The organism is Phyllobacterium sp. CCNWLW183, from assembly GCF_037203775.1.
GTDB classification, from domain to species: domain Bacteria; phylum Pseudomonadota; class Alphaproteobacteria; order Rhizobiales; family Rhizobiaceae; genus Phyllobacterium; species Phyllobacterium ifriqiyense.
Map to the genome: position 1 here is coordinate 1,090,071 of NZ_JBBCBN010000001.1, position 24,075 is coordinate 1,114,145.

A 24,075-nucleotide genomic window follows, 5' to 3' on the forward strand; every position below is an offset into this window, starting at 1 on the left:
GAAATCACATCACAATCAACCGAGTGTCTTGGGTCAATGCCAAAGAGATTCTGAAATAGCGCCATAGCCTATCGCAACGAAACCTGTAGAACGGCGCAGTGCCTCATCAGTTTAGAAACGTTTTCCGACAGTCATCGCCGTTTGAAAATTGATATCTGGATCAAGAAATATTGCTTCTGGCGCAGCGCCTGTCGCATCAAAGAAACGGCTGACAAAACAACGGAATGAGGCACATAGGGCGATGTCGCATATCTGGACATCCGTGAAGCCCGCCGCGCGTAGCCGATTAATATCTTCTTGTTCAACTTTGGAAGCATCCCGCGTAATCTTTTCCGCATAGGCCAGCATTTCCACATCCGCAGCAGAAAGCCCGGCAGTTCGAAAATCGCTATGGACAGCGAGTACCATTTCCTTTGACCCAAGATCGCCGATCAGTTGTTTCGCATAAACATGCGAGCAATAGGTCGAAGGGATGTGCTTTGCCGCAATGAGCGTGATCAGCCGCCATTCTCGCATGCCGAGCGAAAAGCCTGCCCGTATTTTATCCATGAAATCTGTATAGGCGGGCAAAAGATCAGGGCGCGCCGTAAAGCAGCGCGTCGCGTCCATGACGAAGCCAAGCTGGGCTTTGTGCCTGGCATAAATTTCGGCCACTTCGTCCGTCGCGCTTTCATCGTCAATCGTTTGCAGGAACATCGCCATTCTCCCAACAATAGTCGCACCTACCTTATCAGAAAGCAGGACGCCATGGGATATAGGCCTTTAGAGCGAAGCGGCGTTCAGCCCAATCGGGTATTAATCCATGCCATACTGGCAGAAATGGCACGTGCCGGGTCAGCCATTTTCTGGACTTCTTCTGCAAAAGGCTCAAATGAAAACAAGCCCTTGTAGCCCTGATTCAAAAGTGCGCGGATCTGATCGACATTGCCTAGGCGATCATTCTCATCAACCAGAACCCTGTGCGGATCACGCATATCATCAATGCTCACATGAGGATCCGTCACGCCGGAAATATGGACGAGCCCTGTCAAATCCGGAAAAAATTCTGGCTCTCCGGCAAGATGATGATGGAAAGTGTCATGGACAAGCTTGAAACAAGCCTTACCCCCGATAGCCTCAATGGCATGCGCTGCCTCGCCCTTTGAACGAAGCGAGCAAATTTCAAAGCCCAGCGGTTCGACAAAACCCAACAGTCCGCGGCTCTCAAGAATGGGCTTTAGCGCCGTCAGCGCCTTTCGCAAATTAGTCTGCCGCTCACCCTCTTCCTGACCCGTGCCATCATTGACAGGAACCAGAACAAGTGCCGCTGCGCCAGCGTCTCGCGCATAATCCGCAAGCTCAATAGCCTCGTGCTCACGTTCCGGAGTCCACTCGTTAAAGCGCTGCAAGGCATTGATCGTGGCAATGCGCACGCCGGCTGCTTTCGATAGCGCCTTCATTTCAGTTGCAGCTGTGCCGTCAATAATCGCATTGCCGCCAAGGTCATTACGGATCTCAACATCGCGCAAGCCAAGCGCCACCGCCAATTGAAAAAACGCGGCAGGGCGAAGATTCGGGGCAGCGACATGATTGATAGCAAAAATTGGTGCAGCCATTTTGGGTTCCTCCCCACAGCTTTGAGCCGGCCTGCTCTATGCGAATCTCGGCCTTTGGCAATACACGAGCTTCGTCAAGCAATGCATCGGGAAAAGCAAGGGGATTGAGATCGACAACACGAAAATGCGCTTGGGAGCTGGAGCAAAATTTGCGCTAGGCTTCCACTTCGACATTGCCCAACGGTTTGGAACAACAGGCCAGGATATAGCCTTCATCAATTTCCTCGTCGAGAATCCCGCCATTATGGTTCATATCGACATTGCCGGAAATTTTCATGACCTTGCAGGTGCCGCACAATCCGGATTCACAGGCCGCGGCAATTCGAATGCCAGCACCACGGGCAGCCTTGAGGATTGTATCGCCTGCGACGCAGTGCACATCCTTGCCGGCCATGGAGAAAGTGACGATCGCGGCAGTTTCAGACACCTCCGTAGAAATATCGTCCATTACCGGAAGCACAGGTTCGGCGGCGGAACCGAAGCTTTCCTGATGGTAATTGGCCATATCGAAGCCGGACTCTTCCAGCATGGCCCGAACATCGCGCATGAATCCGTCAGGACCGCAGCAGAAAACCGTCCGTTCCTTGAAGTCGGGCGACAATAGCGAAAGCTTCGGCGCTTCGAGCCTGCCTCTGATACCCGTCCAGAGCTGCCCCATTTCATGTTCCTTGATCAGAAAGGACAATTTGAGATTTGGCATGCAACTGGTCAGATATTCGAGTTCCTTGCGAAAGATGATGTCGCTCGGGCGGCGTGCGCAACTGACAAAACTAATATCGCTTTGTGGTGCACAATCCTGCATCCAGCGCGTCATTGACATCATAGGCGTGATGCCTGATCCGGCAGAAATAAACAGATATTTTTCGCCGGGATGTTTTGAGATCGAAAAGTCACCCAGCGGCCCAAATGCTTTCAGCCGCGCGCCCGGCGTGAGGTGGTCCAGCATCCAGCGGGTGCCGATGCTGCCATCCTGCGCTTTGACCGTGATTGCAATCGTAAATGGCCGCGAGGGGCTGGAAGAGAGAGTGTAGGTACGCAGGACCGCATCCGGTTGCGTACCCAATTCAAACGTCATGAACTGGCCGGGCTCATACCGGAACCAGTTTTGATTGTCGGAACGAAATGTGAATGTCTTCACATTGGGCGCTTCCTCAATGACAGACAGGCACTCCAGCAGATGCAGCCGGTCGTTCCATGGCTGCATCTGATCGAGATGCGGGTACTTTTGAGGAATGCCCATATTCACTACGCTACCTTGCTCAGTCGCTTGTCGCCGGAAAGGCGCGTTTCCATCGTGTTGGAATACCATTCAAGGAATTGCAGAACACCGCCTTCATGCTCTACCGAATAAGGGCCCGGCTCATAGGCAGGAGAGCGAATGCCAAAAGCATTTTCTTCAACGATCTGGCGGTCCTGATCATTGGTTTCGAGCCAGACATGCGTGAGTTCCTCAATGGTGTAATCGACGCCTTCCACCGCGTCCTTGTGCACCAGCCACTTGGTCGTGACCTGGGTTTCGGTCGGGCTAAGCGGGAGAACGCGGAAAGAAAGGGCATGATCCCCCAGAATGTGATTCCACGTCGTCGGATAATGATAGAGCAATAGCGAACCGATCTGCCGTGCATTCACATCATCGCTAAGCTGACGCGCTACAGCACGTTTGCCCGACATGGTATAGCTCTCGGCTTCGTGAAGCAGCGGCACGCGTGTTGCGCGGTACTGGCCATTTTCATCGATACGGAACACGCTCGGAAGACCTGCGGCTTCGCATTTGTCCCAATGCGCCACGATTTCCGGATCATCCTTTGAGCCTTGTATGCCAGTCACGCTTGGTGCTTCAGGAAACGTCTTACAGAGTTCCGGATGATTGGCGGCGCAATGGTAGCATTCGCGGTTGTTTTCCCACACCAGCTTCCAATTACCCTTCTCCACGATCGAGCTTTGAAAGGCGACTTTGGTTTCGCTGAGGCGATGCGGTGCAAGATAAGGATCGATCATGGCACGCGTAGCGGCAAAATCCGGCGCAATCGGCGCAAGGCAGACGAAGATATAGCCGCCAACGCTTTCGCAATGCACCGTCTTCAGGCTGTGCTGGCTGGCATCGAAATCGTCGCCCATCTGGCGCGCGAATAATAGACGGCCATCCAGTTCATAAGTCCACTGATGATAGGGGCAAACAAGCTTCGCCGAGGTGCCCCGTTCAGAAGCACAAACGCGCGACCCGCGATGGCGGCATGAGTTATGAAACGCGCGTATTTTCTTCTCGCGGTCCCGGACGATAACGACCGGATAATCGCCAATCTGCACGGTAAAATAATTGCCCGGTCGCGCCACTTCGCAATCATGACCGATAAACAGCCAGTCGCGGTAGAAGATATTTTCCATATCCAACCGGAAATACTCCGGATCATTGTAGAAAGCCTGCTCAAGGCCATAGCCAGGTTTCCGGTGTTTCAGGTTCCGGAGTAGTTCACTATGTGCGTCCATGTCGTGTCCTCGCCATCTCATTTGCGAAAGAACTGACTGGTGGTGACGGAGAAGACCGTCCGTATGGCTGCCCATACAAAACAATGCTCCTTGATCGCCCACCGCGATCAGTCGGTGTTATCGCTTGCGGCTGGTTTCCGGGCTCTGGAGTTGCTCTTGCGAGCCTCACGGCGCCTTCCCGGAACCATGCTCCAGTGGCTATTTTGCCGCGTTTCACTCCACTACCGTTGCGGGGGCAGCGCCGGGATTAAACCGGCTTCCCAATTCTCCACCTTCCCTAGAAAGCGGCACCTCAAGTAGCCTGATAAAAGCATCCGGATGATAAAAAGAATAGGTGCGGAAACGACATCGCATTTACACAAGACGACACGACCGAAAAAACAGAAAATGCCGCCACTCCGGCACGTCAGAATGGCGGCACAATACCCTTTCCATGTCAGCAATGAATATCACCAGAGACGGCGATGGTTCATTTACCGGGCGGAAAGGCTTTAAAGACCGTGATGCAAATACTGCTTGATCGATTCCGGTTTCATCTCAATTGAAAAGCCCGGCAGCGAGGGTGGCATATAGGCCGCATCCTGAATGTTGCAGGGATCAACAAAATGCTCGTGCAGATGATCGACATACTCGATAACCCTGCCCTCTTTCGTCCCTGAAACGGCGATATAATCAATCATTGACAGATGCTGGACATATTCACACAGACCAACACCGCCCGCATGCGGCCAGACTGGTAGCTCATACTTTGCGGCGATAAGCAGCACCGCCAGCACTTCGTTCAGTCCACCCATGCGGCAACTATCGATCTGCACGACATCGATAGCGCCTTCGGCGATGAACTGTTTGAACATGATGCGGTTCTGACACATCTCACCGGTCGCGACTTTCACCGGATGGATAGCCTGCCGAATTTTGCGATGGCCCGCAACGTCGTCGGGGCTCGTTGGCTCTTCAATGAAGAACGGCTTGACGAAGGCAAGCTTGTTCACCCAATCAATGGCTTCATTCACTTCCCAGACCTGATTGGCATCGATCATGAGAATGCGGTCAGGGCCGATCACTTCACGCGCGATGGTAAGACGTCGGATATCATCTTCGAGATCGCGGCCGACTTTCATCTTAATGTGGTTGAAGCCCGCATCCACGGCCTCCTGACAAAGGCGACGGAGCTTTTCATCGGAATAGCCCAGCCAGCCTGCCGATGTCGTATAGCAGGGATACCCATCTGCTTTTAGCGTTTCAATACGCTCTTTCTTACCGACCTCTGCTCTACGCAGAATTTCCAGCGCCTCTTCAGGCGTCAGCACGTCTGTGAGATAGCGGAAGTCCACGATTTTGACGATCTCTTCCGGCGTCATTTCACCGACCAGTTGCCAGACAGGCTTCTTCGCTTCCTTGGCCAGCAAATCCCAAACGGCGTTCACTACCGCGCCCGTGGCCAGATGCATTGCACCCTTATCAGGGCCGATCCAGCGTAACTGGCTGTCACCGGTGATAAAATGCCAGAATCTGCCCGGGTTTTCCTTTATCCAATCAAGTTCAAGGCCGATAACAAGGTGTTTCATGGCCTCAATGGCAAGGCAGCAGATCTCATTGCCGCGCCCGATGGTAAAGGTAAGGCCGTGGCCGGAAAGCCCTGCATCCGTATCCAGCACAACATAGGCAGCCGAATAGTCCGGGTCAGGATTCATGGCATCCGATCCGTCCAGACTTTGCGAGGTCGGGAAACGGATATCGAAAACGCGAAGATCAGTGATGATGGTCATGGTCTTTCCTAAACTGTCCAGCCGCCATCAATATTGTAGGCCTGTCCCGTGGTGTAGGTAGCACCAGCAAGATAGACGGCAAGGTCAGCGATTTCTTCCGGGAGGCCCAGACGCCCCATGGGCTGGCGCGCGATAAATGCCGCCCGCGTGGCATCATAGTCGCCACCAGCGCGCATGCGTTGCTCAAGCGAAGGACTTTCCACCGTGCCGGGGCAGATCGCATTGCAGCGAATACCCTGCGTAATATAATCCGCGGCTACCGATTTGGTTATTCCCAATACGGCAGCCTTGGTTACGCCATAGGCAAAACGGTTCGGGACACCTTTCACGCTACTGGCGACTGAAGACATATTGACGATAGCACCGTCCTTACGTTCGATCATACCCGGTAGTACCGCCCTGATCGTGCGGATCATGGCGCGAACATTGAGATCAAGTGCAAAATCCAGATCGGCGTCCGGCATATCGAGAATTGAACCGCCATGGACAAAACCAGCGCAATTAAACAGCACATCGATAGCGCCGATTTCGCCAATGACCTGCGTCACTTCTTCTGCCTTGAGCACGTCGAGCTTGCGCGGCTTGATATTGGCTTCCTTCGGCAAAGCATCGAGCAGTTGCTGATTGATATCGGTTGCATGCACGATTGCACCTTCGCGTGCGAAAGCCAGCACCGAAGCCCGACCAATGCCTTGTCCAGCTGCCGTGATAAGAACGCGTTTGCCTTCAAGCTTGCCTGTCATCTCATATCTCCATTGGGCATCTTATGATGCCAGTCATGCACTTCAGCCCTGAACAGGGCAATCATTTCTCGTTAAGTCAGCCATCAAACGCGAATTTCAGTGGTGAACTCTTCCACGCTGCGCGCTTTGACGGCATCCCAGTCCCAGTCAATTCCGATACCTGGTTCCATCGGTGCCAAAGCATAGCCATTCTCGATCCGCATTTGAGTCTTGGTCAGATCATCAAGCTGGGGAATATACTCAACATATTTGCCGTTCTGAACCGCGCATGTCAGACTGACATGGAGTTCCATCAGGAAGTGTGGACATACGGGAATATTGAAGGCTTCCGCTGCGTGAGCCACTTTCAGCCAGGGAGTGATCCCGCCAATACGGCCAACATCGACCTGAACGATGGAGCAGGCTCCCTTTTGCATATATTCGCGGAAATGCCGGATCGAATAGAGCGATTCTCCAACCGCCACGGGCGTTTGTGTAGAAGCTGACAGGCGCACATGCCCATCAATATCATCCGCTGGCAGCGGCTCTTCCAGCCACGCCAGATCAATATCCCGCAACACGTGCGAGCGCCGAATGGCTTCATCAAGTGAAAAACCCTGATTTGCATCCGTCATGATCTCAAATCCGGAACCGACGGCAGCGCGAACGGCCGACAGGCGATCAAGATCTTCCGATCCATGCGGACGGCCGATCTTGACCTTGGCACCTTTAAAACCCTTTGCCTTGGCTTGCAGCGCGTCATCGACCAGAGCCTGCTTTTCAATATGCAGCCAGCCACCTTCAGTTGTATAAAGCGGGCAGCGATCCTTTGCGCCGCCAGCAAGTTTCCATAAAGGCAGATTCTGCTTCTTGGCCCGTAAATCCCACAGAGCGATGTCAATGGCTGCAAGCGCAATCGCAGTAATTGCGCCGATGGTGGTTGCATGTGTAGCAAATTCAAGATCATGCCAGATGGCTTCGATCTGGTCTGCATCCTTGCCAAGCAGTCTGGGTGCCAGATGATCGGAAAGAAGTCGCATTACCGACGATCCGCCCGTTCCGATCGTATAACTATAACCCGTGCCCACAGCGCCATCGCTATCGGTAATTGTAACGATTGGCGTTTCCTGGCTGACAAAACTCTGAATTGCATCCGTCCGCAGCACCTTTGGCGGCAGGTCAACCATCCGCAGTTCCACGCGCTGGATCTTAGCCAAATTATCCTCCCGTCGGGCTTTGTATATTGCCCTTATATATTATATACCCATATATGGGAACTTCATTCATATACAAACATTTGCGCCACATATCGTCAAGCGATGAAACCGCTTCCATCTGCTCATGTTCTTCGTATAAGCCTAGATGAGAGGAATTCCAGGAAAATGGGAACCGGTTTTCTATTCGGAATTGCGCTAAAATAAACAGTCAGGGCGCAGGCGATTCAAAGATTGCAGAAGCGCTCCAGGGGGTATTCGCATATGACTGATGAAGACGACAGTGACCGCTATCGCGCGCCCGCACTCGACAAAGGTCTTGATATATTGGAGCTGCTTGCCGGCATTGATGGCGGCGTAACACAGGCGGAGATAGCCAAGCGCCTTGGCCGCAGCCCCAACGAGTTTTACCGGATGCTGGATCGCTTGGTGCGCCGAGGCTATGTAACTAGGCTCGAAGGCGATCGCTATTCATTGACGCTCAAGCTTTTCGGCCTTGCACAGCTCCACGCCCCTGTTCGGCGGTTGGCGGCTTACGCAACGCCCTTGATGCGCGATCTTGCGGTTCAATCGAAGCAGGCAAATCATTTATGCGTGTTTGATCGCGGGGCGGTCGTGGTCGTTGCCCAGCAGGAAGCGCCTGAATATTGGGGAATCTCAATTCGGGTCGGCTCGCATATGAGTTTGCTCAATACCGGCTCCGGTCATGTATTGATGGCATTCCGTTCGCCTGAAGAGCGTAGCCTGATGATCGCCGAGTATGAACGCCACGTTGATGATAATTCACAACCGGACGACTATCGTGATCGGCTGAATATGATACGCGAACGCGGCTACGAGGTCATGCCCAGTGCCCAGACGGGAGGGGTTTTCAACGTTTCTGCTCCAGTGCTCGGGCCGGATGGCCGTGCGATTGCTGCAATCACCTGCCCCTATATTCAGGTCCTTAATGTTCCTGAAGCACCTAGCGTTGATCAGGTCTGTCAGATGATAGTTGCGACAGCGAAAAAACTGTCGGAACTTTCCGGCGCCGACGTAGGTAAGGCCTGATTGGAGAAATCAAATAATGGCCAGTGAATTGATTGATACGCACCTGCACCTCATTGACCAATCCGTCTTGTCCTATCCTTGGCTATCCAGTGTGGAAGCGCTGAACCGTGATTTCCTCTACGAAGAATATGCCCAGCAAGCACTTCGCGTCGGCATTACCCGCGCATTGCATATGGAAGTTGACGTCGCAGCCTCTGATATTGAGCGCGAAACGACCAACGTCGCCAAATTATCCGCACGCGAAGGAAACTTGATTGCGGGGGCGATCTCTTCCTGCCGTCCGGAAGATGAGGGTTTTGCTGCCTTTCTTGAGCGGCAACTCGCAAATCCACTGGTCAAGGGCTTTCGACGCGTTCTCCACGTCATGCCCGACGAGCTTTCTGCGCAGCCATTATTTCGCGAGAATTTAAAGAAGCTTGGAGGCACGGGGCTATCTTTTGACCTGTGCGTTCTGCCCAAACAGATCGAAAAAGCGATCACCCTTGCCGACCTTGCCCCCGACGTTCAGTTCATTCTTGATCATTGCGGCGTACCCGATATCAAGGGCGGGGCATTCAAGCCATGGCAGGCAGGCATCACCGAAATCGCAAAGCGCGCCAATGTTACGGCGAAGATATCCGGCGTGGTTGCCTATGCCGATGCGCAGACCTGGAATGTTGAGACTTTGGCCCCTTATGTGAACCACGTCATTGCCAGTTTTGGTTTTGATCGCCTGGTTTGGGGAAGCGACTGGCCGGTATGTACGTTGGGTGGAGGCCTCGCCACATGGGTTGCTGCCACGCATGCGCTTGTTGCCGGCTGTAGCGAGGATGAGAAGGCAAAACTTTTCTCGGAAAACGCCAAGCGGATCTGGAAGCTGTAATCTTCAATTTATTGTAGAGGACATCTCGTCCATTTTAGCTTGCCTGCTGGGCACCACCGCTTTACCTGTGAAAATCAGAGCAATTGCGCATCGCAGGAGAGACAATGGCAGCGGAAGCAAGTGGCCCCGATCTATTAAGTGTTGTCGTCCTGCTGGGTGCAGGCGTGGTCGCTGTCCCCCTGTTCAAGAGGCTCGGGCTAGGATCGGTGCTTGGCTATCTTGCCGCCGGACTGGTCATTGGTCCCTTTGGTCTTGGCTTCTTTTCTGACCCTGAAACCATTTTGCATGTGGCTGAACTTGGCGTTGTCATGTTCCTGTTCATTATCGGACTGGAAATGCAGCCGACGAAACTTTGGGGCATGCGCAATGAGATTTTCGGCCTCGGTGCATTACAGGTCATCGTCTGTGCTCTGCTGCTGACTGGCGTTGGCATCGCAACCGGCTTTCCCGTTGCTGTGTCTTTCGTGTCAGGCGCAGGCTTTGTTCTGACCTCGACGGCCATCGTCATGCAATTGCTGGAAGAGCGCGGCGAAATTGCCTCGGCCAAAGGCCAGCGCATGGTATCGATCCTGCTTTTCGAAGACCTGGCAATCGTACCGCTGCTGGCGCTGGTCGCTTTTCTTGCACCCATCAGCACCACCGAGGCGGGCGGATTGCGTTGGCTTGATATTGGCATCGGGATTGGCGCTGTCGCGGGCCTTATCATTGCGGGGCGCTACCTGCTCAATCCCCTGTTCAGCCTGCTCGCCATGACGAGAGCCCGGGAGGTTATGACTGCTGCCGCTTTGCTGGTTGTGCTAGGGGCCGCGCTTGTCATGCAGGTCAGCGGCCTTTCCATGGCCATGGGCGCTTTCCTTGCAGGCGTACTCCTGTCTGAATCCACCTTCCGCCATCAGTTGGAGGCAGATGTCGAACCATTCCGCGGCATATTGCTTGGGCTTTTCTTCCTCGCAGTCGGCATGTCCCTTAATCTGGCTGTCGTTGCCGCCAACTGGCAGATGGTCGTCTTCTACGTCGCCGCCTTCATGATCGTCAAAGCAATCGCGATCTACATTGTGGCTCGCATGCTGAAATCATCCCATCGCGAATCGCTGGAACGCGCCATTGTAATGGCTCAGGGCGGCGAATTTGCCTTCGTGCTTTATTCCACGGCGACGGCAGTGGGCATTCTGGATGGCGAATCCAATGCGATCCTGACGGCAATCATCATTATCTCCATGGTTCTTACGCCTCTCGCCATTATCGGCATGCGATATATCTTGCCAGCCGAGACGCAGGCGCTGAAGGATGTTGATATAGCGGAAGGATTGACCGGCAGGGTATTGGTTATCGGTTTTGGCCGTTTCGGCCAGATTTCCAGCCAACCGCTGCTGCTTCGCGATGTCGACGTATCGATCATTGATAATGATATAGAAATGATCCAGGCAGCCGCGCAGTTCGGCTTCAAGGTCTATTATGGCGATGGTACGCGTCTGGATATTCTGCACGCAGCCGGTGCTGGTCGCGCCCAGGCAGTGTTGATCTGCGTCGATAAGGCAGAAACAATTCTTTCAATCGCCCATCTCATCAAGGCCGAATTTCCGCTGGTGCAGATTTATGCGCGGTCATTTGATCGTGGCAATACGATTGAACTGATCAAGATCGGCGTCGAGTACCAACTCCGCGAAACCTTTGAATCCGCGCTCATGTTCGGGCAAACAACCTTGATCGGACTTGGCGTTGATCCCGAAGAAGCAGCCGAGATCATCCGCGACATCCGCCAGCGCGATGACGAGCGTCTCGATCTTCAACTGGCTGGCGGCATACATGCAGGCAATGATCTCATGAAGGGCAATATGCCGGTTCCCGGACCTTTGATCAAACCACGCCAGCCCGGACGCCCCTTGAGCGAAGAAACTGCAAGTGTCTTGCCCATTGCCGCATCTGCGGACGCAAACTGAGTGGGTCGGTCAGACTAAAGAGGATAGAATATGTCAAAGGAACAATCGTCGGTAATCAAGGAAGTCACTGACTTCTGGCGTGAGGCCGGACCGGAAAAATGGTTCAAGAAGGACGAAGCCTTCGACACTGTTTTTCACAAGACATTTCTTGACGAACATTTCGCCGCCGCAAGACGGGAATATGAAACTTGGGTCGACACGGCTGAGGGTGCGCTGGCACTCATGATCCTGCTCGATCAGTTTCCCCGCAATTGTTTCCGCAATACCGGTCATATGTACGCGACCGATGAACTGGCGCGCTATTACGCAAATCGGGCGCTGGAACAAGGCCATGACATTTCTGTCGCGCCGGAACTGCGCGCATTCTTCTATCTGCCATTCATGCATTCGGAAGATGTGGACGACCAGCGCCGTTGTGTAGAGCTTTGCAGTCACGGTTCTCCAGCAAATGTCGAATATGCCAATGACCACTATGACATTATTCAACGTTTCGGACGTTTTCCCCATCGCAACATAATATTGGGCCGCGATACCACCGAGGAAGAACGCGCATTCCTTGATGCAGGCGGGTTTGCCGGCTGAAATATCTATCGCGGTATCGGCTTTGTTATTGTCCGCCACTTGAACCAAAGCGGCGGGACTGCCATTATATGCGCATCTGGCACCGATACATTTCACAATTTCAGCCAGTGACACAGGGACTGACCGCGCGCATCAATGCCGGACGATCAATCTGAAGAGCCGGACTTGCGAAGCATGCTGACTCTGCACTCGCAGCGTCAGCACCGAAAACCCGCCATTCTCCCTTATCCTGAATTTGCCCGCTATGCTGGTGGATTTGTGCTGTTTTTGACAGCCGGTCCGCCCGCAAAGTCATGCTCTCATTTTATCCGCTAACAGGACCCGACTTCCAATGGATCTGACATTTCAATGGATTGCCGACCCCAATGCCTGGATCGGTCTTGCGACGCTCGTCGTTCTGGAGATCGTGCTTGGTATCGACAATCTTGTTTTCATTGCCATTCTTGCCGACAAACTTCCGCCGCACCAGCGTAACCGGGCACGACTTGTCGGCCTGTCTCTGGCATTGGTCATGCGGCTTGCCTTGCTCGCCTCTATCTCCTGGGTCGTTACCCTCACGGAACCGCTTTTCAGTGTTGCAGGATTTGCTTTCTCCGGCCGCGATCTCATTTTGATCGTGGGCGGCGTTTTCCTTCTGTTCAAGGGGACGATGGAGTTACATGAGCGGCTGGAGGGAAGTCTTGCAGCCAAGGAAAGCAATGCTGTCCACGCCGTATTTTGGCAGGTCATCGCGCAGATTGTCGTTCTGGATGCCGTGTTCTCATTGGATAGCGTGATCACCGCCGTTGGCATGGTCAAGCACCTTGAAGTGATGATGATTGCGGTCATTGTCGCCGTCGGCGTGATGATGCTCGCCGCAAAGCCATTGATGAGCTTCGTTAATCGTCATCCGACAGTGGTTATCCTCTGCCTCGGATTTCTGATGATGATAGGTTTCAGTCTCATTATCGAAGGCTTCGGCTTTCATATCCCAAAGGGCTATCTCTACGCGGCCATTGGCTTTTCGGTTCTCGTGGAAGCTGCAAATCAGTTTGGTCGCCACAATCGCGAAAAACGCATCACCACAATGGACTTGCGCGATCGCACGGCTGGTGCCGTTCTGCGCCTTCTCGGCGGTGGTCGCGGCAGCGATGCGCCTCACTCGGACACGCTGGATGCCATAGCAGAACATTCTGCTGCATCAGATGTTTTCCATCCGGAAGAAAAGGAAATGATCCGCGGCGTCCTCGACCTGGTCGAGCGGCCGGTGCGCTCGATCATGTCGCCACGCAACGAAGTGGAGTGGCTTGATCTGGATGAAACCAATGAGGAATTGCTCGCGGAAATCCGCACGCTCGCCCATAGCCGCGTTGTGCTTGCCCGAGGGCGCGTGGATGATTTTGTTGGTGTCGCGCTCACCAAGGATTTGCTGTTCGCAATTTTGGATGGCGGCAAGATCGATTGGGAAAAGGTGACACGCCAACCACTCATCTTGCATGAGAACGCCAATGTTCTGCGCGTGATGGAACAGCTTCGCGGTTCAACTGTTCAGATGGGCGTTATCCTCGACGAGCATGGTTCGTTTGAGGGTGTGGTGACGCCAACCGATATTCTCGAAGCGATTGCCGGTGATTTTCCTGAAGAGGGTGAAGAAAGTCCGATCCTCGAGCGGTCCGAAGATGGCAGCATGGTGGTGGATGCCTATATCGACATCCGCCGTTTGGGCAGCCTCATCGATCGGGATTTGGTCGATGACGGCGACCGTTACACCACGCTCGCCGGTTATATTCTGTGGAATCTCGGACACATCCCGACCACAGGCGAAAAACTGACCGTCGATGACTACGAGTATGAAATCGTAGAAATGGATGGCCGAAATATTGGCAAGGTGCGCATCAGTTCAACCTTGGCTTCGGCGCTTTTCATTTAGAGCATTTCCAGCAAAAGTGTGAAGCGGCTTTGCGTTGGATAATGCGTAAAAACAAAGAGATAGAGCATTACGGTGACTCCGTTTTTATTGGAAATGCTCTAGAAGCTTTTTCGCAATCGCAAGTCATGACCTCTTCCGGGCACTGATGTCCTTCCCCCAAAAGGGAAGGACTATCGCAATTGAAGCTTTTTGTTTGAACAGGCTTTGCCCGCTCGTCTGAGACATCAAAACCCAGGAGTTTCGATGCCAGATTCTGCATGGTCCCCAAGCGCAATCTCATTTGCCGGCTCTCAGGAAGCCTGCCTCATCCAGCTTGGAAAGGGGTCCAGCAACGCCTCCCATTTATGCGGCGTGAATTCATCCGTATCCAAGAGACAGGCGTCGAGTTGCGCGCGGATTTCAGCTTCATCCATGGGATCGACACCGATGAAGACCAGTTCCTGGCGCCGATCACCCCAAATCGGATGAAGATATGGCTTCATGGCATTCAACCACTCCGGACTATCCGGCCAACGGCTTTTCGAAACCGATGACCACCAAAGACCGCGCTTTTCTGACCTGACCAATGCACCCGCCTGGCTAAGCTCGCCGACATGGTCCGGCCGTGTCGCAAGCCAGAAAAAGCCTTTGGCACGGATGACACCGGTCCAGTTTGAGTTGATGAAATCCTGGAACTTTTGCGGATCGAACGGGCGCCGTTCACGATAGACAAATGAGCGAACACCATATTCTTCCGTTTCAGGTATGTGATCGGCAAAATTGTTCAGTTCCTTGTACCAAAGCGGGTTTTCTTGCGCCTTGTCGAAATCGAAAAGGCCCGTGTCCAGAACGTCGGTAAGATTGACCTTGGCAAAATCCGTTTCGATTACCTTGGCATCTGGATTCAGGGCACGAATGATTTTTCGTGCGATATCGCGGTCATACATGGAGGCCGACGATATCTTGTTCAGGATGATGACATCGGCAAATTCGATTTGATCGACGAGAAGATCGACCAATGTACGGTTATCACCATCACCCAGTGACTCGCCACGATCCTTGAGAAAGTCGCTGGAGGCATAATCCTTCAAAAGATTTGCCGCATCAACGACAGTCACCATTGTGTCGAGGCATGAGATATCCGACAGGCTCATGCCGTTTTCATCACGAAAATCAAAGGTGGATGCCACCGGCAGCGGCTCTGATATGCCTGTCGACTCTATCAACAGATGGTCAAACCGGCCCTGACTTGCCAATTGCCGCACTTCTGCAAGAAGATCGTCGCGCAAGGTGCAGCAGATGCAACCATTGGTCATCTCTACCAATTGCTCTTCCATCCGCGACAAGTTCGCACCGCCGTCGCGGATAAGCGCGGCATCAATATTAACCTCGCTCATATCATTGACGATAACCGCGACACGGCGGCCCTCACGATTGTTGAGAATATGATTGAGGAGTGTGGTTTTGCCCGCTCCGAGAAAACCCGAAAGCACTGTCACGGGCAGGCGCTTGGCTGTTGCTGTGTTTTGCATGGCTTTAGCCTTTCCAAAAAGAAGCCCACGCGCTGTTCAGGCGCGCGGGCATAAGATTACTCGTGAACTTCGCCCGACCCGCCTATGGCCACAACATTGTAAGGAGTGCCTTCAACTGGAATATCGCGGGACTTTTCGAAACGGGCTGCGTCAATGACCTGCAACCGGCTTTTCAGAGGGTCGGTAAGTATGATGTCATCGCCTGCGACGGCAATTCGAGGCCGCGGCAGGTTCCAATGGCCGTCCATGCTGTAAGGCTCTGTAAGCTGTAGCGATTTTTCAATCTTGCCGGTGATGACGTCCAGCTGGTGCAGTTGACCATCCTCGGTAAAGATATAGGCAAAGCGCGGGCGCACAGAATCGACAGCAAAATGAACGCGGCGTGCGGGAAGCTCGATCAGACGGAATGCATCTTCAGCGGTTGGATCAATCAGAACCACCGCCTGCGGCCCGTAATTGCCCAGAAAATACTGTAGCCCCTTGCCACCAACCAAAGTTGAGGACTTGCCCTCTGGAAGCGATTTTGAATAATCAAGATGATTGATCTCCAGCTCGTCATTCGCCGATTTCACCAGAAGCAGACCCGATTTACAGGCTATGGCGACGATACTGCCTGAGGCCGCTTCGCCGTGGAGATCCGGGCAATCATACAATTCTCCCGAAACTTTATTATTCGCTCCGGCAATACGCACGCCGATGGGCAGCTCCTTGACTGGCTCTGTCGGGTGCGGTTCGGACACGAGAACCTTCTCACCGAAAGCGACCGCAACGCCATGATGCGGCGAGGCAACTTTCACTTCCCTTGCATCGGCCCTCTCGCCCAGAACGTCAGACTCTTTAACAATTTTGACCGCCCCGTCCCCATCAAAGAACAAGGCAATCTGCCCATGGTGGTCGACAAAGTGCGACGGTTTCTTTCCCGCAAAATTCAAATTGAGCAGCGTAGGCTTTTCAACTTTCAGATCCCCGTGATCTCCATGATCATCAACGGAAATGCCACTTGAAATGACTGAGAATTGGCCAGCATCACGCTCGTTGGCGAATACCAGGCGACCACTTTCGCTCCTCGAAAGGCTGGCTGGTGCTTTCATCTTGAACGTGTCCAGCACCTCGCCGGTCTTGGCATCCAGAGCGCGTATTACGGGATCGGCCTGATCGGCGACGAATAGCCGCCATGCCGTTTTTCCCTCTGCCAAGGCGGGGGTCATTAGCAAACCAGCTGTGATGGCGAGAGACGAGAACACAAGTAGGTGCCGTGTCATGGTTTTCTCCTAATGTAATAACATAACATTTCTGGGTAAAAGAAAAGCGGAGTCCTGCTCCGCTTTCCGGCGTGCCGTATTAACTGCCGAGAATGGCTTTCTTGAATGTAGTGATATTGTGCTGCATCATTTCGACATAGGTCCCGGCACCATCCTCAGGCTTGGATAGAGCATCCGAGAACAGCGTGCCGCCGACGTTCAGTTTCGTTTCGCTGGCAATCTGTTCGATCAAACGCGGGTTGGTGATATTCTCGACAAAGATTGCCGAGGCCTTGTCTTCCTTGATCTGCTTGATGAGGGCAACAATATCGGCAGCAGAGGCTTCCGAATCCGTCGAAATGCCTTCTGGCGCCAGGAATTTCAGGCCATATTCATGTTCAAAATAGCCAAATGCATCGTGCGACGTGATGACGAGGCGCTTGCTTTCCGGAATTGACGCAATTGCGGCCTTCACATCTGCTTCCGTCGCGTCGAGCTTCTTGGTGTAGTCGGCAGCATTGGTCTTGTAGGTATCGCAATTTGCAGCATCAGCCGTGCAGAAGGCGTCGGCGATATTCTTCACATAAATCTTTGCGTTGCTGATGGACTGAAAAGCATGCGGATCATAGGCACCGTGATCGTGTCCTTCATGGGCATGCGCTTCGGGTTCATGCTTGTGCTCTTCTCCACTCGCATGATCATGCTCTTCTTCGCCGCTTTTCAACGGCTCAACACCCTTGGTCAATTCAACGATTGGTGCCTTTGTGGCGCTTGCTTCTACAAGCCGCGGCAGAAATCCCTCGAAGTTCAAACCATTGACCAACACAACATCAGCTTTGGCAACAGCTGCGGCATCAGATGGCTTTGGCTCATAAACATGCGCGTCGCCATCCGGGCCAACCAGCGTCGTCAGATCGATCTTGTCGCCACCGACATTCTTGGCGAAGTCAGAGATGATCGAAAAACTCGAAACAACTTTCAGGTTTTCGGCAGAAGCAGAACTATAGGCTGCACTCAGTAATAGTATAACATTTAAAGCACTGGCAAGTTTGAGGGTTTTGATCATGGTCTCTTTCCTTGATTTTATGCGGTTCTGTGACGATGAGGGCGAAGGCGGCTTTGTAGAATTCCGCTCGAGCCCATTATGATGGAGCAAAGATAAACTGCACCGGCAGAGAGAATAATAGCCGGTCCTGATGGCACCGAAAAATGATAGGAGATCAACAGTCCCCCGACACATGAGGCAAAGCCGATTGCTATGGCCACGGCGCACATCGGCCCGACACGAGCAGTCCAGAAACGCGCAGCAGCAGCCGGAAGCATCATCAGCCCGACAGCAAGCAATGTGCCAAGCGCCTGAAAACCGCCGACGAGATTTATCACCACCAGGCCGAGAAATATGAAATGGACCGGCGTACCGATGCGGCTGACAGAGCGCAGAAATAACGGATCAAGACACTCCGCCACCAATCCCCGCCAGAAGATTGCCAGTGTCACGACACTGATTGCGGAGATAAGACCAATCAGGCCAAGCGCATCATTATTGAGCGCGAGTACCGTGCCGAACAGCACATGCATGAGATCAACATTCGATCCGCGCAGCGAAACAATCAAAACACCCAGCGCCAGCGATATGAGATAGAAAGCCGCCATTGAAGCGTCCTCCTTCTGGATGGTAAAGCGGGAAACCGCCCCCGCCCCCAAGGCAACAATGACACCGGCAACCAGCCCGCCAATTGTCATCGGCACGATCTGCAAACCATAGAGAAGGAAACCGACCGCAGCGCCGGGCAGGATCGCATGCGCCATCGCATCACCGGTCAGGCTCATACGACGCAGCATCAAAAATACACCGACCGGACATGATCCAAGTGCCAAAGCCAGCGAACCCAGCAATGCACGCTGCATGAAGCTATAATCGACGAAGGGAGCAATCAGAAAATCATACATGCTATGCAGCCCCCTTTTTCATATGGTCATGGGGTCCGCTGTGATTGTGGGCGTGCGTGTGATCGTGATCATGCAACTGGTCATCCTCGCACCATGCAGCGCCTTCTTCCCATGCTTCGTGGAACTGGCGGGCGTGGAGAAGATTTTCCGGCCGCAACGTATCGCGGGATGAACCCCAGGCAATTGGCTTGCGGGCCAGAAGCAGGGTTTCCGGGAAATGTTCCTTCACCAGTTCCAGATCATGCACGACAACCATGACGGTCCGGCTTTCGCCATGCCAGCGCTTGATGAGGCCGACGAGATCAGCAACGGTCTTGGCATCGATCGCATTGAAGGGCTCGTCCAGCAGAATGATGTCAGCGTCCTGCACAAGAACGCGCGCAAACAATGCCCGCTGCAATTGTCCGCCGGACAGGGTGTCAATGCCGCGCTTTTCAAAGCCGCCAAGCCCCACAGCCATCAATGCCTGTGAAACGCTTGCCCGGTCTTCTTTGCTGAAACGGCCCAGTAATCCCCGTCTTGGCCACAGGCCAAGTGACACCAGATCGACCACACGTGCCGGGAAAGACCGGTCAAGTTCCGATTGCTGCGGCAGATAGGCGATCCGCATGCCCTTCTCGACTGTGCATGAGCCGGACATGGGCTTCAACACACCGACAATACCCTTCATCAGCGTGGACTTGCCTGAACCATTTGATCCGACAACGGCTGTCAAAGATCCCCGCGCGACAACGCCGCTAAGGTGATGCACAGCTGGATGGCTGTGGTAACCCAACGTAAGATCACGAAATGTCAGACTTGGTTCAGTCATAAAGGTAAAACTCGCGGAAAAGCCGGATTTACTGAAAGCCTTCTCGGCAAATTCTTGACGTCTTCGTATGTGATGTTATTACATTAGTCAACAATGGCAAATTTGAGATCAGTGGAAAAGAGATGACGCACTGGCGGTTCGTGAAAAAATTTCTTATCTAGTAAGCAGATAAAAGGAACAAGCGAATATGGCGGCCACTCAGGAACTCACCAAGAACCAGTCACTGGTTTTCGACGCTTTGACACGCGCCGACGGGCCGTTGAGCGCCTACACTATTTTGGACCAATTGCGTGAAAATGGTTTCCGCGCGCCCTTACAGGTCTATCGTGCGCTGGATAAACTTCTCGATTACGGGATGATCCACCGGCTTGAAAGCATAAATGCCTTTGTTGCCTGCTCTCATCCTCATGATCATAGCCATAACCATGGCATGATCGCCTTCGCGATCTGCGAGAAATGCGGCCAGGTTACCGAGTTTTCAGATGACGTTATCACTGCCCGTGTCCGTGAATGGACAAAGGGTAATGGGTTTAAACCTTCCAAAACGACCATCGAAATTCGCGGCATCTGCGCCAGCTGTGGCACAGCCTGAATATTCAGCGCTTGCCATAGGCTCTCAGAAACACATCGACACCCGCAGTAACCGTCTTGTTGATTTGTTCTTCCGTCGGTGCCTCATCCATGCAGCCAAACAGCCGGCGTTTGAAGAGGCCCGTCATCACAAGATCTGACAGTTGATAGGTGGCAAGTTCGGTATCTTCAATTTCCAGATCGCCCGCGGCAACATGCTTGTCCAGAAATGCCTTCATCATCGCCTGCCCCTTTTTCGGGCCCTGCTCGTAAAAGCTCCGGCTCATTGAGGGCATGCGTTCGGCCACACCGATAACAACACGCTGCGCACGAATGACCACATCGGACGTCACCTTGATCGAAAGCGCCTTACCGAATGCGATAAGTGCATCACGCAAATCATAGTCGCCCTCAAAGGCGGAATAAATACCGCTGAAAAGCCTTTCGCGATAACTGATGCAAAGTTCGAGAAAAAGCTCCTCCTTGCTATCGAAATAGACATAGATCGTGCCTTTGGAGACACCAGCCTCGCGCGTAATGTCATTCATGCTGGCTGCATCAAAGCCCATCGTGGAAAATACCCGGTCCGCACCCTCCAATATTTGCTGACGCTTTGCCGGATCTTGCCCGGCAGCTAAACGGCCCTGCCGCTCATCGCCCGATAGCGCTGCTTCCAGCGCGTTAGCGGTGGACAATGATGTCGAATAGGCCTTTTTAGATGACATTCTCGTTCTGTTTCCTCGTTTGTTGTTCTTTTTTCGAACCAAGCGGTTCGATCCCCTTGATATGCGCTCTCAATTGCGCTATGTCAACGATCGAACCGAATGGTTCAATCAGTTTTATGGCTGAACATCCGTAGAAAGAAACCCCAAATGCCTGCGTCCAAAGCAAAGAATGAGGCTGACATCCGTCAGTTCCCGGCTCCAGTTTCAAAATCCGAGATGCCCGCAACTACGGAAGCGCCGCAACATGATGTTGCCGCTGACGTAAAGAAAGCCGAGCCTCCCAAGCGCTCCCGCAAACGGCTGATCCTGACGACTATTTTGGTGGCGGCGCTCGCCGGTGGTGCATATTTCGGTTACGGATATTGGACGACGGGCCGTTTTATGGTTTCCACCGATGACGCCTATATCCAGGGCGATATTACTGCCATCGCTCCCAAGGTGACCGGCTATATCGATACGATCAATGTTGTTGCCAACCAGCGCGTCAAGGCGGGTGATCCATTGATCACGCTTGATAATGGCGATTACACGCTCGCTGAGGAACAGGCCGAAGCACAGATTGCCACGCAGAAGCTTTCGCTTGACCGTATCAAGGCGCAGACCGAGGCCGCAAGGGCTTCGCTGACCGAGGCGCAGGCTGGAAAATTGAGCGCACAGGCAGTGCTGACCAATGCGCAAGCCGGTTCGGTACGGGCCAATCAGTTGCATGCAACGCGGTTTGCTTCGCAGTCAACGCTTGATGATGCAACCGCTGCATTGGATCAGGCAAAGGCCAATCTTGCATCTGCTGATGCAAAGATCGCCAGCGCAGCCGCCAATGTCGGCGTTCTTGAGGCACAGTACAAGGAAGCTGAAGGCACCATTGCCTCGCTCGAATTGTCGAAAGACAAGGCAGCGCGCGATCTGAGCTTTACCGTCATCCGTGCACCAGTGGATGGCGTCATTGGCAATCTTGCCGCCAAGAAGGGCGACCTTGTCAGTCCCGGCCAGCGTTTGGCTGCACTCGTTCCTGTTAATGCGCTCTATATCGATGCAAATTACAAGGAAACGCAGCTTCGTGACATAAATGTGGGCCAGAAAGTCCACATTCGGGTCGATGCGCTGGATGGCGATACGTTTGAAGGCACGGTTGCTTCGATTGCACCGGCCTCCGGCGCCGTCTTCTCCCTTCTTCCTCCGGAAAATGCCACGGGTAACTTCACCAAGGTTGTGCAACGTGTTCCTGTTCGCATTGCCTTGCCGGGTGACGCCTTGGCCAGCGGCAAGTTGCAGGCGGGCCTCAGCGTCGTTGTCGATGTCGACACGCGGACGACTCCAGCCAAGTAAATCCGGTTCCGGAATCGGAAAGGGCGACGATTATGGCAAATGCAACAACAGCAGCCGGCGGTCCGGGCGCTCCAGCCATTCCGGAAGATAAAATCGATCCCAAAAAAGCCATCGCCTTTCTGGCGATGGTCTTCGGAATGTTCATGGCGATTCTGGACATTCAGATCGTCTCGGCATCCCTGGCCGAAATTCAGGCAGGCCTCAGCGCCAGCGCTGATGAGATTTCATGGGTCCAGACCTCTTACCTGATCGCCGAAGTTATCATGATCCCGCTGTCAGGTTTTCTGGGACGGCTGGTTTCAACGCGGATTCTTTTCTCGGTATCTGCCGCAGGTTTCACCGCCGCCAGCGTGCTTTGCGCCACTGCGACGAATATTGACCAGATGATCGTCTACCGCGCCATCCAGGGCTTTATCGGCGGTGGTATGATCCCAAGTGTGTTTGCGGCTGCCTTTACAATTTTCCCGCCCTCCAAACGCTCCATTGTTTCCCCCATGATCGGCCTCGTGGCGACATTGGCCCCAACGATCGGGCCGACGGTCGGTGGTTATCTGAGCCATGCTTTTTCGTGGCATTGGCTCTTTCTTGTCAACGTCATCCCCGGTATCGCCGTTGCGATCGCTGCGTGGAACCTGATCGACTTCGACAAGGGCGACCGGTCCCTGTTGAGCAAATTCGACTGGTGGGGCCTCGCCGGTATGGCAGCATTCCTCGGTTCGCTCGAATATGTGCTTGAGGAAGGCCCACGCAATGATTGGTTGCAGGATCACGCCGTCTACTATTGCAGCATCGTCATGGTCATTGGTGGCATCATCTTCTTCTATCGGGCCTTTACCGCCGAACAGCCCATCGTCGATCTTTTCGCCTTCAAAAATCTGAACTTTGCCTTTGGATCAGCCTTCTCGTTCGTCCTCGGTATTGGCCTCTATGGCCTTACCTATATCTACCCGGTCTATTTGGGGCAGATTCGCGGCTATGACGCGTTGATGATCGGGGAAGCGCTGTTTGTCAGCGGGCTTGCCATGTTCATGACCGCGCCAATAGCCGGTTTCCTGTCCGGCAGGATGGACCCGCGTATTATGATCATGATCGGCTTTATCGGTTTTGGCGCGGGCACCTGGACCATGACGCATCTTACTGCGGACTGGGATTTCTACGAATTGCTTGTGCCGCAGATCCTGCGCGGCTGTTCGCTCATGCTGTGCATGGTGCCGATCAATAATCTTGCGCTTGGCACTTTGCCGCTGGCTCGCCTGAAAAACGCTTCCGGCTTGTTTAATCTGATGCGTAATCTTGGCGGCGCGGTCGGGCTGGCAGTGATTAACCAGATACTCACTGATCGCGGTGCGCTGCACTACGCCCAGCTTTCCGAAAATGTTCGCTGGGGCAATCCGGAAGCAGAAGATTTGATGAATTCCATGTCGAAGAATTTTGCTTCACATGGACTGGATGGAACCACGACCGCTCTGAGCAGAATCTCCGGCATGGTTCATCAGCAGGCCTCGCTGCTGTCTTTCATGGATGTCTTCTATATCCTGACAATGCTCTTTGTATCGCTGGCGGTTTTCGCAATCCTGATGCGCAAGCCAGGGGCACCGGCATCCGGAGGCGGCGGACATTAGAGTCGCCCCTTCCATCCGCCCGGCATCCCCCTGCTCCGGCAAATGGGAAAATTAACTTAGTCTCCTAAGTTGTTTCGCCGGCTCTGGCGTTCAGTCCTGATGCTGAAGCTGTCATATTGTGGCCAATTCGCCCCTTTTCCCTGCCCGAATTGGCGTCTCCAACAATGTTTTTGTCGTTATTGAAGTAAT

The 24,075-nt window shown here is 53.4% G+C and carries 21 protein-coding genes and 1 riboswitch; of the genes, 8 read left to right on the forward strand and 13 right to left on the reverse strand.

The features are described 5' to 3' along the window. Nucleotides 1-111: 111 nt before the first annotated feature. The 7 genes from V9K95_RS05210 to V9K95_RS05240 form a co-directional block, all read right to left on the reverse strand. Nucleotides 112-696 (reverse strand): carboxymuconolactone decarboxylase family protein, encoded by a 585-nt coding sequence (locus tag V9K95_RS05210; protein ID WP_336439652.1) that lies wholly within the window; start codon nt 694-696, stop codon nt 112-114. A gap of 83 nt (nt 697-779) precedes the next feature. Further along, nucleotides 780-1,595, reverse strand: coding sequence for a TIM barrel protein (locus V9K95_RS05215; protein ID WP_336439651.1), 816 nt, complete (start codon nt 1,593-1,595; stop codon nt 780-782). A 154-nt stretch (nt 1,596-1,749) separates the two neighbouring features. Next, nucleotides 1,750-2,835 carry a hybrid-cluster NAD(P)-dependent oxidoreductase gene (locus tag V9K95_RS05220; protein ID WP_336439650.1) on the reverse strand — a complete coding sequence of 362 codons (1,086 nt, stop codon included), beginning with the start codon at nt 2,833-2,835 and terminating at the stop codon, nt 1,750-1,752. 5 nt (nt 2,836-2,840) lie between these two features. Then, nucleotides 2,841-4,082 (reverse strand): aromatic ring-hydroxylating oxygenase subunit alpha, encoded by a 1,242-nt coding sequence (locus tag V9K95_RS05225; RefSeq protein WP_336439649.1) that lies wholly within the window; start codon nt 4,080-4,082, stop codon nt 2,841-2,843. A gap of 111 nt (nt 4,083-4,193) precedes the next feature. Continuing rightward, a riboswitch (cobalamin riboswitch) is annotated at nt 4,194-4,392 on the reverse strand. A gap of 181 nt (nt 4,393-4,573) precedes the next feature. Beyond that, complete coding sequence (locus V9K95_RS05230; RefSeq protein ID WP_336439648.1) at nt 4,574-5,851, reverse strand: L-fuconate dehydratase; 1,278 nt, start codon at nt 5,849-5,851, stop codon at nt 4,574-4,576. An 8-nt stretch (nt 5,852-5,859) separates the two neighbouring features. Then, nucleotides 5,860-6,594 (reverse strand): SDR family oxidoreductase, encoded by a 735-nt coding sequence (locus V9K95_RS05235; RefSeq protein WP_307279802.1) that lies wholly within the window; start codon nt 6,592-6,594, stop codon nt 5,860-5,862. 83 nt (nt 6,595-6,677) lie between these two features. Then, nucleotides 6,678-7,790 carry a mandelate racemase/muconate lactonizing enzyme family protein gene (locus V9K95_RS05240; RefSeq protein WP_115052307.1) on the reverse strand — a complete coding sequence of 371 codons (1,113 nt, stop codon included), beginning with the start codon at nt 7,788-7,790 and terminating at the stop codon, nt 6,678-6,680. A gap of 261 nt (nt 7,791-8,051) precedes the next feature. Between V9K95_RS05240 and V9K95_RS05245 the strand changes: the two genes are divergently transcribed. The 5 genes from V9K95_RS05245 (at nt 8,052) to V9K95_RS05265 (ending at nt 14,130) form a co-directional block, all read left to right on the forward strand. Then, complete coding sequence (locus tag V9K95_RS05245; RefSeq protein ID WP_307279806.1) at nt 8,052-8,837, forward strand: IclR family transcriptional regulator; 786 nt, start codon at nt 8,052-8,054, stop codon at nt 8,835-8,837. 16 nt (nt 8,838-8,853) lie between these two features. Then, complete coding sequence (locus V9K95_RS05250) at nt 8,854-9,699, forward strand: amidohydrolase family protein (protein WP_336439647.1); 846 nt, start codon at nt 8,854-8,856, stop codon at nt 9,697-9,699. 104 nt (nt 9,700-9,803) lie between these two features. Continuing rightward, nucleotides 9,804-11,639 carry a monovalent cation:proton antiporter-2 (CPA2) family protein gene (locus tag V9K95_RS05255; protein WP_115052304.1) on the forward strand — a complete coding sequence of 612 codons (1,836 nt, stop codon included), beginning with the start codon at nt 9,804-9,806 and terminating at the stop codon, nt 11,637-11,639. Nucleotides 11,640-11,669: 30 nt separating this feature from the next. Then, nucleotides 11,670-12,221, forward strand: coding sequence for a DUF924 family protein (locus tag V9K95_RS05260; protein ID WP_307279812.1), 552 nt, complete (start codon nt 11,670-11,672; stop codon nt 12,219-12,221). Nucleotides 12,222-12,552: 331 nt separating this feature from the next. After that, nucleotides 12,553-14,130, forward strand: coding sequence for a TerC family protein (locus tag V9K95_RS05265; protein ID WP_115052301.1), 1,578 nt, complete (start codon nt 12,553-12,555; stop codon nt 14,128-14,130). Nucleotides 14,131-14,420: 290 nt separating this feature from the next. Here V9K95_RS05265 and zigA read toward each other — a convergent pair whose 3' ends face one another. The 5 genes from zigA to aztA form a co-directional block, all read right to left on the reverse strand. Then, on the reverse strand, nt 14,421-15,641 hold the full coding sequence (gene zigA, locus V9K95_RS05270; RefSeq protein WP_336439646.1) for a zinc metallochaperone GTPase ZigA: 1,221 nt from the start codon (nt 15,639-15,641) through the stop codon (nt 14,421-14,423). Nucleotides 15,642-15,697: 56 nt separating this feature from the next. Next, nucleotides 15,698-16,903, reverse strand: a complete 1,206-nt coding sequence (gene aztD / locus V9K95_RS05275) for a zinc metallochaperone AztD (protein WP_336439645.1) — start codon at nt 16,901-16,903, stop codon at nt 15,698-15,700. Nucleotides 16,904-16,982: 79 nt separating this feature from the next. Next, a complete protein-coding gene (aztC, locus tag V9K95_RS05280) occupies nt 16,983-17,948 on the reverse strand; it encodes a zinc ABC transporter substrate-binding protein AztC (RefSeq protein WP_336439644.1) in 966 nt (321 codons plus the stop codon). Nucleotides 17,949-17,965: 17 nt separating this feature from the next. Further along, nucleotides 17,966-18,832 carry a zinc ABC transporter permease AztB gene (aztB, locus tag V9K95_RS05285; RefSeq protein ID WP_307279826.1) on the reverse strand — a complete coding sequence of 289 codons (867 nt, stop codon included), beginning with the start codon at nt 18,830-18,832 and terminating at the stop codon, nt 17,966-17,968. 1 nt (nt 18,833) lies between these two features. Next, entirely contained in the window at nt 18,834-19,643 is an 810-nt protein-coding gene (gene aztA, locus V9K95_RS05290; protein WP_336439643.1) for a zinc ABC transporter ATP-binding protein AztA, read from the reverse strand. A 187-nt stretch (nt 19,644-19,830) separates the two neighbouring features. Here aztA and V9K95_RS05295 point away from each other — a divergent pair, with 187 nt between their 5' ends. Continuing rightward, a complete protein-coding gene (locus V9K95_RS05295; RefSeq protein ID WP_307279831.1) occupies nt 19,831-20,235 on the forward strand; it encodes a Fur family transcriptional regulator in 405 nt (134 codons plus the stop codon). A 4-nt stretch (nt 20,236-20,239) separates the two neighbouring features. Here the strand turns inward: V9K95_RS05295 and V9K95_RS05300 are convergent, their stop codons facing one another. After that, nucleotides 20,240-20,938, reverse strand: coding sequence for a TetR/AcrR family transcriptional regulator (locus V9K95_RS05300; protein WP_307279834.1), 699 nt, complete (start codon nt 20,936-20,938; stop codon nt 20,240-20,242). 147 nt (nt 20,939-21,085) lie between these two features. On the opposite strand from V9K95_RS05300, the gene V9K95_RS05305 reads away from it, so the two are divergent. Both V9K95_RS05305 and V9K95_RS05310 read left to right on the forward strand, forming a co-directional pair. After that, a complete protein-coding gene (locus V9K95_RS05305; RefSeq protein ID WP_115052293.1) occupies nt 21,086-22,264 on the forward strand; it encodes an HlyD family secretion protein in 1,179 nt (392 codons plus the stop codon). A 32-nt stretch (nt 22,265-22,296) separates the two neighbouring features. Beyond that, a complete protein-coding gene (locus V9K95_RS05310) occupies nt 22,297-23,886 on the forward strand; it encodes a DHA2 family efflux MFS transporter permease subunit (RefSeq protein ID WP_115052292.1) in 1,590 nt (529 codons plus the stop codon). Nucleotides 23,887-24,075: the final 189 nt, after the last annotated feature.

Bases quoted from the DNA above. Each gene is read 5' to 3' on its own strand.
- aztD (WP_336439645.1), bottom strand. From the start codon at position 16,903: ATGACACGGCACCTACTTGTGTTCTCGTCTCTCGCCATCACAGCTGGT.
- V9K95_RS05300 (WP_307279834.1), bottom strand. From the start codon at position 20,938: ATGTCATCTAAAAAGGCCTATTCGACATCATTGTCCACCGCTAACGCG.
- V9K95_RS05210 (WP_336439652.1), bottom strand. From the start codon at position 696: ATGTTCCTGCAAACGATTGACGATGAAAGCGCGACGGACGAAGTGGCC.
- V9K95_RS05305 (WP_115052293.1), top strand. From the start codon at position 21,086: ATGCCTGCGTCCAAAGCAAAGAATGAGGCTGACATCCGTCAGTTCCCG.
- V9K95_RS05265 (WP_115052301.1), top strand. From the start codon at position 12,553: ATGGATCTGACATTTCAATGGATTGCCGACCCCAATGCCTGGATCGGT.
- aztC (WP_336439644.1), bottom strand. From the start codon at position 17,948: ATGATCAAAACCCTCAAACTTGCCAGTGCTTTAAATGTTATACTATTA.
- aztB (WP_307279826.1), bottom strand. From the start codon at position 18,832: ATGTATGATTTTCTGATTGCTCCCTTCGTCGATTATAGCTTCATGCAG.
- V9K95_RS05310 (WP_115052292.1), top strand. From the start codon at position 22,297: ATGGCAAATGCAACAACAGCAGCCGGCGGTCCGGGCGCTCCAGCCATT.
- V9K95_RS05245 (WP_307279806.1), top strand. From the start codon at position 8,052: ATGACTGATGAAGACGACAGTGACCGCTATCGCGCGCCCGCACTCGAC.
- V9K95_RS05260 (WP_307279812.1), top strand. From the start codon at position 11,670: ATGTCAAAGGAACAATCGTCGGTAATCAAGGAAGTCACTGACTTCTGG.
- V9K95_RS05220 (WP_336439650.1), bottom strand. From the start codon at position 2,835: ATGGGCATTCCTCAAAAGTACCCGCATCTCGATCAGATGCAGCCATGG.
- V9K95_RS05225 (WP_336439649.1), bottom strand. From the start codon at position 4,082: ATGGACGCACATAGTGAACTACTCCGGAACCTGAAACACCGGAAACCT.
- V9K95_RS05235 (WP_307279802.1), bottom strand. From the start codon at position 6,594: ATGACAGGCAAGCTTGAAGGCAAACGCGTTCTTATCACGGCAGCTGGA.
- V9K95_RS05215 (WP_336439651.1), bottom strand. From the start codon at position 1,595: ATGGCTGCACCAATTTTTGCTATCAATCATGTCGCTGCCCCGAATCTT.
- V9K95_RS05295 (WP_307279831.1), top strand. From the start codon at position 19,831: ATGGCGGCCACTCAGGAACTCACCAAGAACCAGTCACTGGTTTTCGAC.
- aztA (WP_336439643.1), bottom strand. From the start codon at position 19,643: ATGACTGAACCAAGTCTGACATTTCGTGATCTTACGTTGGGTTACCAC.
- V9K95_RS05250 (WP_336439647.1), top strand. From the start codon at position 8,854: ATGGCCAGTGAATTGATTGATACGCACCTGCACCTCATTGACCAATCC.
- zigA (WP_336439646.1), bottom strand. From the start codon at position 15,641: ATGCAAAACACAGCAACAGCCAAGCGCCTGCCCGTGACAGTGCTTTCG.
- V9K95_RS05230 (WP_336439648.1), bottom strand. From the start codon at position 5,851: ATGACCATCATCACTGATCTTCGCGTTTTCGATATCCGTTTCCCGACC.
- V9K95_RS05255 (WP_115052304.1), top strand. From the start codon at position 9,804: ATGGCAGCGGAAGCAAGTGGCCCCGATCTATTAAGTGTTGTCGTCCTG.